The organism is Kitasatospora sp. NPDC051702, assembly GCF_040681575.1.
GTDB lineage: Bacteria > Actinomycetota > Actinomycetes > Streptomycetales > Streptomycetaceae > Kitasatospora.
Map to the genome: position 1 here is coordinate 122,979 of NZ_JBFAZB010000017.1, position 11,388 is coordinate 134,366.

An 11,388-nucleotide genomic window follows, 5' to 3' on the forward strand; every position below is an offset into this window, starting at 1 on the left:
CCGGGCCCGCGCCGCGTCCGGAGGGGTCACGGCAGCAACAGCGTGGTGCCCGGGGGGAGTTCGCCGCTGCCCGCGGCGGTGTGCAGGTGGGCGAGGAGGGTGGCGCGCAGGGCGGCGGCGGCGCGGGTGGGGGGCACCTCGTGGCCGTGGGCGACGGCGATGGTGCGGCCCAGGCCGGGGCCGGCGAACGGGGTGACCGCCAGGCCGGAACGGGCCGCGACCATGCCCGGCAGCACGGCCGGCCCGAGCCCGGCGCGGACGAAGCCCAGCACGGCGTCCATCTCGCCGCCCTCGACCGCGAACTCCGGTTCGAAGCCGGCCGCCCGGCAGGCCGCCAGGGTCGTCTCCCGCAGGTCGTAGCCCTCCCGGAACATCACCAGCGGCCGCCCCCTGAGCTCCGTCACCCGGACCTTGCGGCGGGGGCGCGGCTCGGCCGAGACCAGCACCAGTTCCTCGTGCAGCAGTTCGGTGACGGCCAGGGCGGGTTCCTCCTGCCCGCTCGGCGGGGTGATGATCAGCGCGAGGTCCAGCTCCCCCGCCGCCAGCGAGCGCACCAGGTCGCGCGAGCCGCCCTCGCGGACCACCAGGGCCACCCCCGGGTAGCGGTCCCGGAAGACCCGCAGCACGTCCGGCACCAGGCTGGTGCACAGGCTCGGCGGCGCCCCCAGCCGGACCCGGCCGCGGCGCAGCTGCACCGTCTCCTGGACGGCGAGGCGGGCGCTCTCGGTGTCCGCGAGGATGCGCCGGGCCAGCGGCAGCAGGGCGTCCCCGGCGTCGGTCAGCGCGATGTTGCCGCGGGTGCGGTGGAACAGCTCGGCGCCCAACTCCCGCTCCAGGGAGCGGATCTGCTGGGACAGCGACGGCTGGGCGACGTGCTCCGCCTCCGCCGCGCGGGTGAAGTGGCGGGTCTCGGCGACGGCCAGGAAGTAGCGGAGTTGCTGCAGCTGCACCCGGCCAGGATAGAACGCGACGATAGGCACCGGCTATCGTCGCGAGCCGCATCATGTCTTGGACGCACCCTTGTGGCCGTCCCTACCGTTGCTGCCATGACAACCGCGACTCGGACGGGCCGGCGTCCGTCCACCCTGGCGACCCTGTGGCGGTCGACCGTCGGCAAGAAGGCGGTCATGGCCGTCAGCGGACTGGTCATGCTGCTGTACCTGGTCGCGCACATGCTGGGCAACCTCAAGGTCTTCTTCGGCCCCGACGACATCAACGGCTACGCCGCCTGGCTGCGCACCATCGGCCAGCCCTTCCTCGGCCACGAGTGGTTCCTCTGGATCGCCCGGACCGGCCTGCTCGCGGCCGTCGTGCTGCACGGCGTGTCCGCGTACCAGCTGAGCCGGCGCGACCTCGCCGCCCGGCCGAACCGGTACGTGCACCGGCGCCACCGGACGAGCTACGCGACCCGCACGATGCGCTGGGGCGGGGTGATCCTGGCGTTGTTCATCGTCTGGCACATCCTCGACCTGACCACGCTCACCGTGAACCCGGCCGCCGAGCACGGCCACCCGTACCAGAACATCGTGGCCTCCTTCGGCACCTGGTACGGCGGCCCGATCTACGTCGTCGCGATGCTGGCCGTCGGCCTGCACGTCCGGCACGGCTTCTGGAGCGCCGCGCAGACCCTCGGCGCCAACAACGCCCGGCGCGACCGCGCGCTGAAGCTGACCGCCAACGGCCTGGCGCTCGTGCTGACCGCCGGCTTCCTGTCCGTCCCCGTGGCCGTGATGACCGGAGTGGTGAGTTGAGCACCTACAGCGACTACACCGTCGGCGAGCCGATCGCCGACACCAGGGCCCCCGGCGGGCCGATCGAACAGCGCTGGGACCAGCGGCGCTTCGACGCCAGGCTGGTCAACCCGGCCAACCGGCGCAAGCACACCGTGATCGTCGTCGGCACCGGGCTTGCGGGCGGCGCGGCCGGCGCCACCCTCGCCGAACAGGGCTACCACGTCGTCCAGTTCTGCTTCCAGGACTCCCCGCGACGGGCCCACTCGATCGCCGCCCAGGGCGGCATCAACGCGGCCAAGAACTACCGCAACGACGGCGACTCCGTCCGCCGGCTGTTCTACGACACCGTCAAGGGCGGCGACTTCCGCGCCCGCGAGTCCAACGTGCACCGGCTCGCCCAGGTGTCGGTGGAGATCATCGACCAGTGCGTGGCCCAGGGCGTCCCCTTCGCCCGCGAGTACGGCGGACTGCTCGACACCCGTTCCTTCGGCGGCGTGCAGGTCTCCCGCACCTTCTACGCCCGCGGCCAGACCGGCCAGCAACTGCTGCTCGGCGCCTACCAGGCGCTGTCCCGGCAGATCGCCGCGGGGAACGTGGAGATCCACCCGCGCACCGAGATGCTCGACCTGCTCGTGGTCGACGGCCGGGCCCGCGGCATCGTCGCCCGCGACCTCGTCACCGGGCGGATCAGCACCCACACCGCCGACGCCGTGGTGCTGGCCAGCGGCGGCTACGGAAACGTCTTCTACCTCTCCACCAACGCCAAGAACTCCAACGCCACCGCCGTGTGGCGGGCGCACCGGCGCGGCGCGCTGTTCGCCAACCCGTGCTTCACCCAGATCCACCCCACCTGCATCCCGCGCTCCGGCGACCACCAGTCCAAGCTCACCCTGATGAGCGAGTCGCTGCGCAACGACGGCCGGATCTGGGTGCCCAGGGCGAAGGGCGACACCCGGCCGCCCGCGCAGATCCCGGAGGAGGAGCGCGACTACTACCTGGAGCGGATCTACCCGGCCTTCGGCAACCTGGTGCCGCGCGACATCGCCTCCCGGGCCGCCAAGAACGTCTGCGACGAGGGCCGCGGCGTCGGGCCCGGCGGGCAGGGCGTCTACCTGGACTTCGCCGACGCCATCCGCCGGATGGGCCGCGACGCCGTCGCCGCCAGGTACGGCAACCTCTTCGAGATGTACGAGCGGATCACCGCGGAGGACCCGTACCGGGTGCCGATGCGGATCTACCCCGCGATCCACTACACGATGGGCGGACTGTGGGTCGACTACGACCTGCAGACCACCGTGCCCGGCCTGTTCGCGATCGGCGAGGCCAACTTCTCCGACCACGGCGCCAACCGGCTCGGCGCCAGCGCCCTCATGCAGGGCCTCGCGGACGGCTACTTCGTCCTCCCGCCCACCCTCAACGACTACCTGGCCCGCCACCCGCTGCCCGCCGTCCCCGCCGACCACCCCGCGGTCGCCGAGGTCGAGGCCGAGGTCGAGGACCGGCTCAACCTCATCCTCGCGGTGGACGGTGACCGGACCCCGGACTCCTTCCACCGCGAGCTGGGCGAACTGCTCTGGGACGAGTGCGGCATGGCCCGCGACGAGGCCGGGCTGCGCCGCGCGCTGACCCGGATCCCGGAGCTTCGCGAGGAGTTCTGGCGCCGGATCAAGGTGCCCGGCACCGGCCTGGAGCTCAACCAGTCGCTGGAGAAGGCCAACCGGCTCGTCGACTACTTCGAGCTCGCCGAACTCATGTGCCTGGACGCCCTGCACCGCGCGGAGTCCTGCGGCGGCCACTTCCGCACCGAGAGCCAGACCCCCGACGGCGAGGCCGCCCGCCGCGACGAGGCCTACTCCTACGCCGCGGCCTGGGAGTTCACCGGTACCGGGAGCGCGCCCGTGCTCCACCGCGAGGCCCTCGAGTTCGAGTACGTCCACCCCACCCAGCGGAGCTACGCATGAACCTCACCCTGCGCATCTGGCGCCAGGCGGGCCCGGACGCACCCGGCTCGATGACCACCTACCAGGTCGGCGGGATCAGCCCGGACATGTCCTTCCTGGAGATGCTCGACACCCTCAACGAGGAGCTGATCCTGCGCGGCGACGAGCCCGTCGCCTTCGACCACGACTGCCGCGAGGGCATCTGCGGCGCCTGCGGCATGGTCATCAACGGGCAGGCCCACGGCCCGGAGCGCACAACCACCTGCCAGCTGCACATGCGGCACTTCCGGGACGGCGACACCGTCGACGTCGAGCCCTGGCGGGCCGCGGCCTTCCCGGTGGTCAAGGACCTGGTCGTGGACCGCTCCGCGTTCGACCGGATCATCGGCGCCGGCGGCTACATCACCGCCCCCACCGGCAGCGCGCCCGACGCGCACGCCACGCCCGTCCCCAAGGAGGTCGCCGACACCGCCTTCGAGCACGCCGAGTGCATCGGCTGCGGCGCCTGCGTGGCCGCCTGCCCGAACGGTTCTGCGATGCTGTTCACCTCCGCCAAGGTCGTCCACCTGAACGTGCTCCCCCAGGGCGCGCCGGAGCGCGCCTCGCGGGTGCGGGACATGGTCGGGGCGATGGACGCCGAGGGGTTCGGCGGCTGCACCAACACCGGCGAGTGCGCCACCGCCTGCCCCAAGGGCATCCCGCTCCCCAGCATCGCGGCGATGAACCGCGAGTTCCTGCGGGCCGCGCGCCGTTGACGGCCCCGCCCGGCCCCCACCCCGGACCCCACCCGGGCCCCGGACCGTCACCGGCCCGACCCCGCCCCACCCGCGCCCGGCCCCTCCGCCGGCCCCGTGTCCCCGGACGCGGGGCCGGCGGCGTGTCCCGGGGCGTGCGGGGTGATCGCGCGCTCCCCGAAGGGGTGGTGGATCGTCAGGAGCGGTGCTGTCGTGCGGGAAATCGCGCTACGGTGGTGCTCCGCTACGGAGGGACGGCATATGCCCGAGGTTCAGTCCTGTTCCGGTTGCGGCGGGTCCGGGGGGACCCAGAAGACCGAAGCCACGGTCGAACGGGACGAGGAAGGAAGCATGGTGCCGAGGATCCACACCTTCTGGTCGCCATGCGGTCGGTGCCACGGATCCGGGACGGTGATCGTCGGATGAGATTGGTCTTCGAGTGTGTCGAGTGCGGTGGGCACTACCTGCCGCCCGAGGCGATGGCGTACCCGGACGGGCCCGCCTCGCCGATCTGGTGCACGCCCTGCCAGGGTGCCAAGCGGGACGCCGGGATCCGGGAGGACCCGCTGCTCGCCCGGCTCGCCCTGGCCGCGGCCCGGGCCGCCCTGGCCCGGCGTGCGGCGGAGGCCGAGCCCGGCGGGCGCGGCGACGTCCGCCCGTCCCGGCCGCCGTTGTCGCGCCGGGCGCGTTCCGGGCCCGGCGGGGTGCGCAGCCGGCTGGGGTAGCAGTCCTTCCGCAGGGCGACTGCCCGCCCCGGGACGGTGGCACCGTCCCGGGGCGGGCCCCTGGCGTCAGAACAGCGCCTCCTGGGTGTCCGGCTCGGGCGGGCGGACGCACTCCTCCAGCCCCAGCCCCTCGGACGCCCGGCCGGTGACCGGGGTCAGCGCCCAGCCGGTGAGCTGCCGGGTGTCCAGCAGCAGCGGACAGGAGCCGTCCGCCTGGTCCAGGAAGAGGTGCCGGCCGACCGGCGGCCTGAGCCGCCCCGCGACCACCGCACCGGCGGCCAGCCCTCGGACGTACCGGTAGGCCTCCGGGGCGCCGCCGGTGAGGCCGAAGCGCTCCACGTGGTCGGTCACCGGGCGGTCGGCGGGCAGTTCCAGGGCGTGGCCGTCCAGCAGCCGGTGGGCCCGGGCGCGCGCCTCGGTGAGGACGGTCCGGCGGTGCGCCGCGTCGCCGTGCGACCACCAGTGCGCCGTCTTGACCCGGCTCTTGAACCGCTCCCGGGCCAGGCCCGAGGCGGCGATGGTCAGTTCGGCGCGGCGCACCGACGGAAGGCTCCCCCGGGCGGTGAACGCGTAGGCCAGCGCGCCCTGTTCGAGCAGCCGGCTGTCGCCGCGCTGCTCGGCCGTCAGGCCCACCTTGAGCAGGCCCTCGCCGAACCAGGCGAGGTAGAGCAGGTAGGTGCGGCCGTCGTCGAGGATCTGGTCCCGCGCGAGGGCCAGGCCGCGGTCCACGCTCTGGCAGGCCGGGCACTGCACCGCGGCCCCGTCCGGATCGATCACCGCGTGGTGCGGGCAGGGCGTCCGCTCCGTCGCCCCCGCCAGCCAGGCCCCGGTGCAGCGGCGCGGGCCGCCGAGCAGCCACCCCACCTCCGCGCCCGGCACGACGGCCCGCTCGTGCACCTGCGCGCCGCGCACGGCGCCCAGCACGGCCCGCCCGTCCTGCCAGCTCAGCCCCGTGGAGACCCAGCCGCCGGGTCGTTCCGGGTGCTGTGGTGCGATCGTCACGGGCGTCCCCTCCCTCTGGTCCTTGCCGACCCAGCGAGGCTACCCGCACCCGGCGACACCACGGGCCGGCCCGGGGGAACCGGCGGGGACCAGGGCCGACCCGAGCCGACCCGAGCCGACCCGGACCGACCCGGGCCGGCCGGCCGCGGGCGGGGGCACGGCCGGGCGGCGGGACGGGGCAGGGCTCAGTCCGGCGGAGGGCCGTGCACCTGCTCCAGGTCGTCGAGCAGCCCCGCGAGCCAGACCGCGACGTCCACCGTGTGCGGCGACACCTCGCCGTCCGTCCGCCCGCCCGGCCGCCCGCCCGGCCCGTCGAGCCCGCCCACCAGGGCGGCCCGGGCCCTGGCGAGGTCGGGCTGCACGACCCCGGCCGGTTCGCGCGCCCGCAGCGCCGCGGCCTGCCGGCGGAACACCTCCGCGACCTCCGCCGCCCGCCGCTCCAGCACCGCCGCGCCGCCGGGGCCGGCGGCCGCCGTCCCGGGCGGGATGCGGGCCAGCAGGGGCTCGGCCCCGTGCACGGTGTGCTGTCCGGCGCGGACGGCGGCCTGCCAGTTGGGCCCGTCCGCAGCCGGGTCGTGCCGCTCGCTGCGGTACTGGGCGTACATCGCCTCGGTGAGCAGGGCCGAGCGGCGGGCCCGGTGCAGCGCGCCCGTGGCCGGCCCGGCGCCGGTGACGACGGCGACCGTCTCCCGCAGGGCTCCGGCGCTGTCGTCGAGCATTCCGGCGGTGCGCCGGCGGAGGTCCTGGGCACCGCCGCGCGGCCAGGCGCAGAACCCGGCGAGGATGCCGATCGCCGCACCGGCGGCCACGTTGACCAGCCGGGCCTCCGCCAGCCGCCAGCTCGCGGGCGCCAGCTGGGTGAAGACCAGCGCGACCACCACCGTGAACAGCCCCTGCGCCCAGGCCAGCCCGAGCACCGGGCCGACGGTGAAGGCGAACAGCATCACCGGGGGCAGGGCGGTCGCGTACACCAGCGGGCGCTCCCCGGTCCCGAGCAGCAGGGCGGCCGTGACGGCGGCGCCGCCGGCCGTGCCGACCAGCGCCGGGCGCAGCGTCATCCGGGTGTCGGCCGCGCTGGTGCGCATCAGGGTGAGGGTCGCCAGCAGCACCCAGAAGCCGTGCGAGAGGTCGAGGCCGCCGGCCAGCAGCCGGGCCGCGCCGAGCGCCCCGGCGGTGCGCAGCGCGTTGCGGAACGCGACCGAGCGCGGGGTCAGGTTGGCCCGGAAGCGGCGCCACCAGAGCAGCGGGGCGGGGTCGTAGGCGTACCAGAACGGCCCGGGCCGCTGGTCGGCGGGCGTGTCGTCGGGCGGCAGCGGCGCTCGACGGCTGACCCTCGTCGCGCGGGCGACGAACCGGGCGCCCTCGGCGGCGTCCAGGGCGGCCGTGCCGAGGGCCGTCCGCGCGAGCGGGCCGGGGTCGGGTCCGGAGCCGTCCCGGTGCGCGGAGCGCTCGGTGTCGAAGGCGGTGAGCGCCCCGTCGACCCGCGCGGTCCCCGGGGCGGCGCCGCCCCGCCGCACCCCGGCGGCCGTCGCGCGCAGGGTCGCGGCGGTGGCCGCGGTGAGGTCGGCCGCGCCGGGGTAGGGCCCGCCGGCGCGGGCCAGCCGGAGGATCCGGACGAGCTGCGGGCCGGTGTAGTGCAGCGCCGTCGCGCAGTGGGTGAGGGCGCGGTCGACCGCGCCGGCCGAGGCGGGCCGTTCCATCAGCGGGATCCGGGAGAAGCGCAGCTCGTCCAGGCGGGCGCGGGCCCGGTCGGTGGCGGCGGTGACGGCCGCCGCGGGGGCGGCCCGGTCGGCGGTCGCGCGGGCCGCCAGATCGGCCAGGTCGGCGACCGCGGTGGCCGCGCCCGACAGCCGGTCCCGGTAGTCCGGCGGGGCCGGCTCGGGCCACAGCAGCAGCTCGGCCGCGGCGAGCAGCAGCAGGCCCGCGGCGACGCCGAGCAGCCGTTGCGGGAGGGTGTCGGGGCTGTACGGCGGGAAGCAGGGGAGGATGTAGAAGAGCTGCAGGCCGTTCGCCAGGCCCACCAGCCGGGGCCCGCCGACCGCGCCGAAGGCCACCGCGAAGCCGACGCCGACCATGCCCAGCGCCGCCGTCCAGGCGTGCACGGCGAGCGCGGTGCCGACGCAGACGAGCGCGCCCGCGAACGGCAGCGCCAGCAGGACGGTCCGGGCCCGGGCCCGGGCGGAGCCCTCGATCCGGGACAGCACGCCGAGCGCGATCGCCGCGAACAGCGCGTAGGTGGCCGCCACTGGGCGGTCCAGGACGTAGCGGAAGGTGTAGAAGCCGGCGCACGCGGCGAGCGTGACCCGCACCGCGCGGTGCACCGTCGAGGCGTCGGGGCGGACGCGGCGCGGCTGCTGCTGCGGCGGCGGCGTCGGCCCTGACGATCGGCGCATCGCTCCTCGCTCCTCGCTCCCGCGCGGCGGGCCGCCCCGGCGCGGGTGCCGCCGCCGGGCGCGGGCATCGGACTCCTCCACGGTAGGACGCCCTCGCCGCGGGCGCCGACCGGAGACGGGGCCGCAAACGCGGGCACCGACCGCAGGCGCAGGCACCGACCGCAGACGCGGGCACCGACCGCAGACCCGAGCCCCGTCGAAGCGGCCGGCCCCGCCGCGACCGGCAGCGGCCCCCGCGACGTACGGCTGCGGCCCCCCTCTGGCGACCGGCGGACGCCCGAGGACACGGGCCGGGGCACGCCCCCGGGCGGCGGCCCCGCACGGGGGCGGCGCCGCAGGTCGCGGGCGCTTGGCCGGGCAGGGTGTCCACGTTCTATTGTGGCGGGCGCGGTCGGTGGCGTCGCCGGGAGGCGACGCGGACAGGAGGGGTGGACGTGGCGGGGCGGCGGAACGACGGGGTGCTGGCGATCTGGGCGGAGGCGCAGCGGCAGCAGCAGCGCCGGGAGGAAGCCCGCTGGCGCGCCGAGGCGGCGGAGGAGCGCCGCCGGGAGCGCGAGCAGCGGGAGGCACAGCGGGCGACGGCCCGGACCGAGCGGGAGGCGAAGGCCGCGTACCAGCAGTCCCGGGAGGCGGAGGCGGCCCGGCGGACCGCCGAACTGGACGCCCGGGTCGAGGAGTTGCGCGGCCTGCTGGCCGCCGGACTGGCGGCGCCGGCGTTCGGCCCGCAGGCGCTGCTGGCGCCGCGCGCGGTGCCGCCGTTCGACCCCGGCCCGCTGGGCGTCCCGGTGCCGATGCCGGACCAGGGCGCCCCGGCGTACTACGTGCCGCCGCCGGACCACCTGCAGGCCCGCAACCCCGGCGTGCAGCGCCAGTACGAGCAGTACCTGGCGCAGGCCCGGGCCCGGTTCGAGCAGGACTGGTACGCCGCGCAGGCGCAGGAGGCGGACCGGCAGCACCGGTTGGCCGCGTACCACCGGGAGTACCTCGCCTGGGCCGCGCAGTTCCGTCACCAGGACGAGGAACGCGCCGCCCGCACCGAGGAGTTGCTGCGCCGGCTGCGCGCCGGCGATCCGGAGGCCGTGCAGGAGTACTTCACGGCCGGCCTGTACGCGTCGGCGGCCTGGCCGGAGGGCTTCCCGCACCGGCTGGTGGCCGCCTGGGAGGCGTCGAGCCGGCAGCTGGTGGTGAACTGGGAGCTGCCCGGCGCGGACGTCGTCCCGGCCGCCGCGCGGGTGCGGTACGTGAAGGCGGACGACCGCGAGGCGGAGGTGGCCCGCCCGGCGACGGAGCGCAAGGCGCTGTACCGGGAGGTGCTGGCGCAGTCCGCGCTGCGGCTGGCGGCGGAGCTCTTCCGGGCGGACCGCGACGGCATGCTGGACTCGGTGGTGCTGAACGGCTTCGTCCGCGGCATCGACCCGGCGACGGGCCGGGAGGCCGAGCGCTTCCTGTCCACCCTGACCGCCTCCCGGGCCGGTTTCGCCGGGCTGGCGCTGGACCGGGTGGCACCGGTGGAGTGCTTCCAGGGCCTGGGCGGCAAGCTCTCGGCGCGACCGGAGCGGCTGGACGAGGTGCGGCCGGACCGGCTGCCGGAGACGGTCGGCGGGAGCCTGGCCGGGCACGGCGGCGAGGACGACCCGGACCTCTTCGAGATGGACCCGATCGACTTCGAGGAGCTGATCGCGGAGCTGTTCCGGCTGCGCGGCTTCCGGGTGATGACCACGGCCCGCAGCGGCGACGTCGGCGTGGACGTGGTCGCCGAGGACCTGGACCCGGTGACCGGCGGCAAGATCGTGATCCAGGCGAAGCGCTACCGGAAGACGGTGCCGCCGACGGCCGTGCGCGACCTGGAGTCGACGGTCCGTCACCACGGCGCGAACAAGGGCATCCTGGTGACCACCGCCGGGTTCGGGCGCGGCTCGTACAGCTACATCGAGGGCAAGCCGCTGACCCTGGTCAGCGGGCCCGAGCTGGTCGAGCTGCTGGCGGAGCAGGGGCTGCGCGGCCGGCTCGGCGGGGGCGCCGGGGCTCCCGCCGACGGGGTGGCCCGGGCGGCCGAACCGGCCGAGCGGCACAGCAGTCTGACGGTCAGCTGGCAGAGCCGGACGGCCGGCGGGGACGCGGTGGAGCTGGACGTGACCGCGTTCCTGTGCGCCCGCGGACGGGTGCTGACCGACGAGCACTTCGTGTTCTTCAACAACCCGCAGGACCCGGACGGCGCGGTGCGGCTGCACCCCACCCACTCGGTGCCGGGCGAGCCGGCCCGGGCCGTCCGGCTGACCGTGGACCTGGAGCGGCTGGCGCCGGCGGTGGACGAGGTGGTGGTCGCCGTCTCCACCGAGGAGGAGGAGCCGCCGGCCCTGCCGCTGGGCTACGTGCACGGGGTCGCCATGGCGGCGACCTACGGCCCGGGCACGGCCGGCCCGGCGCAGTGGGCGGCCGGCACCGGGGGCGTGCCGGACAGCGCGATGCTCGTCGGTTCGTTCCAACGGTCGGGCGACGGCTGGACGTTCAGCCCGTCGGGCCGGTCGGTGGCGAACGGGCTGCTCGGGCTGGCGGGCGCGTTCGGGGTCGCGGTGGAGTAGCGAGGGGGACGAAGGTCCTCAGGGACCGGCGTCATACCTCAGGAGGAGAAGGCCCCCGCCGCGCCGCCGGGACGGCGGGGGCCGACCCTCCCCGGGGCATACGCGTCGGGCCCGAACGGCTTGGGAGGATGGATCGGAATCCGAAAGTCCGTTCCCAGCCCCTGGAGCACCCCCGTGACGTTCCCCGCAACCGCCGTCCGCACCGGCCGGGCGGCCGCCCGCGCCACCGGCCTGAACAAGGTCTACGGGGAGGGGGAGACCCGCGTCGTCGCCCTCGAC

Annotated in this window: 8 protein-coding genes; 5 read left to right on the forward strand and 3 right to left on the reverse strand. The window is 76.1% G+C overall.

Annotated elements, in window-relative coordinates:
• Positions 1-26 precede the first annotated feature (26 nt).
• Positions 27-950 (reverse strand): LysR substrate-binding domain-containing protein, encoded by a 924-nt coding sequence (locus tag AB0N04_RS17200; protein ID WP_360220207.1) that lies wholly within the window; start codon positions 948-950, stop codon positions 27-29.
• A 96-nt stretch (positions 951-1,046) separates the two neighbouring features.
• Between AB0N04_RS17200 and AB0N04_RS17205 the strand changes: the two genes are divergently transcribed.
• The 4 genes from AB0N04_RS17205 to AB0N04_RS17220 all read left to right on the forward strand — a co-directional run bounded on the left by AB0N04_RS17205 (position 1,047) and on the right by AB0N04_RS17220 (position 5,132).
• Positions 1,047-1,751, forward strand: coding sequence for a succinate dehydrogenase cytochrome b subunit (locus AB0N04_RS17205; protein WP_360220204.1), 705 nt, complete (start codon positions 1,047-1,049; stop codon positions 1,749-1,751).
• Positions 1,748-3,694: a fumarate reductase/succinate dehydrogenase flavoprotein subunit gene (locus tag AB0N04_RS17210; protein ID WP_360220201.1), complete on the forward strand. Its 1,947-nt coding sequence runs from the start codon at positions 1,748-1,750 to the stop codon at positions 3,692-3,694. The genes AB0N04_RS17205 and AB0N04_RS17210 overlap by 4 nt, the downstream gene beginning before the upstream one ends.
• Entirely contained in the window at positions 3,691-4,428 is a 738-nt protein-coding gene (locus AB0N04_RS17215) for a succinate dehydrogenase/fumarate reductase iron-sulfur subunit (protein WP_360220198.1), read from the forward strand. The genes AB0N04_RS17210 and AB0N04_RS17215 overlap by 4 nt, the downstream gene beginning before the upstream one ends.
• Positions 4,429-4,829: 401 nt before the next feature.
• A complete protein-coding gene (locus AB0N04_RS17220; RefSeq protein ID WP_360220195.1) occupies positions 4,830-5,132 on the forward strand; it encodes a hypothetical protein in 303 nt (100 codons plus the stop codon).
• A gap of 66 nt (positions 5,133-5,198) precedes the next feature.
• Here AB0N04_RS17220 and AB0N04_RS17225 read toward each other — a convergent pair whose 3' ends face one another.
• Positions 5,199-6,134 carry a DUF2797 domain-containing protein gene (locus tag AB0N04_RS17225; RefSeq protein ID WP_360220192.1) on the reverse strand — a complete coding sequence of 312 codons (936 nt, stop codon included), beginning with the start codon at positions 6,132-6,134 and terminating at the stop codon, positions 5,199-5,201.
• Positions 6,135-6,319: 185 nt separating this feature from the next.
• Complete coding sequence (locus AB0N04_RS17230; protein WP_360220189.1) at positions 6,320-8,527, reverse strand: FUSC family protein; 2,208 nt, start codon at positions 8,525-8,527, stop codon at positions 6,320-6,322.
• Between the two features lie 434 nt (positions 8,528-8,961).
• Between AB0N04_RS17230 and AB0N04_RS17235 the strand changes: the two genes are divergently transcribed.
• On the forward strand, positions 8,962-11,109 hold the full coding sequence (locus AB0N04_RS17235; protein WP_360220186.1) for a restriction endonuclease: 2,148 nt from the start codon (positions 8,962-8,964) through the stop codon (positions 11,107-11,109).
• Positions 11,110-11,388: the final 279 nt, after the last annotated feature.

Coding starts and splice junctions, on each gene's coding strand:
- AB0N04_RS17220 (WP_360220195.1), top strand. CDS start 4,830: ATGAGATTGGTCTTCGAGTGTGTCGAGTGCGGTGGGCACTACCTGCCG.
- AB0N04_RS17230 (WP_360220189.1), bottom strand. CDS start 8,527: ATGCGCCGATCGTCAGGGCCGACGCCGCCGCCGCAGCAGCAGCCGCGC.
- AB0N04_RS17215 (WP_360220198.1), top strand. CDS start 3,691: ATGAACCTCACCCTGCGCATCTGGCGCCAGGCGGGCCCGGACGCACCC.
- AB0N04_RS17205 (WP_360220204.1), top strand. CDS start 1,047: ATGACAACCGCGACTCGGACGGGCCGGCGTCCGTCCACCCTGGCGACC.